Annotated in this window: 1 protein-coding gene; it reads right to left on the bottom strand. The window is 48.7% G+C overall.

All coding sequences use genetic code 11. The features are described from left to right. The coding region (locus tag Q1A08_RS21380) for a hypothetical protein (RefSeq protein WP_299776425.1) at positions 1–431 on the bottom strand (431 nt) is incomplete at both ends.

The following is a 431-nucleotide window of genomic DNA, read 5'->3' as shown; positions in this document are numbered from 1 at the left end:
CCATCTACATCGGCACCACCAACATCGGTGCGAACGTTTCCGGTAGCATTGGTAACAGCATCAGTTGAATCTGTATCGGCATTGGCAACCGGAGCCGTATCGGTAATTAAAATATCTAAAGTACCGTTAGCGGTTGTGCCATCGCTGTCCGTTACGACGACCGCTAAGCCATCAACAACTTCGCCACCACTGTGATCTTTGGCCGTGCCGCTTGGATCGTAGTTATAAGTGACCTCACCAGTGGATGAGTTGTAGTCGGTAATGGTTAATACACCTTCTGGAGTATTAACAGTAATGTTGCTGGTTGAGGCATTGTTTAAGGCAGCTGCCGTAATTGCCTGCCCTGCAATGCTCAACGAGCCTAAGCCATCCGGAGCACTGATCGTAAATGTATTGCCAGTTGCCGTACCATCTTCTTGAACGCTTTCATC

It is taken from the genome of uncultured Pseudoteredinibacter sp. (assembly GCF_947500695.1).
Lineage (GTDB): Bacteria > Pseudomonadota > Gammaproteobacteria > Pseudomonadales > Cellvibrionaceae > Pseudoteredinibacter.
This window is presented reverse-complemented; position numbering and strand designations above follow the sequence as displayed.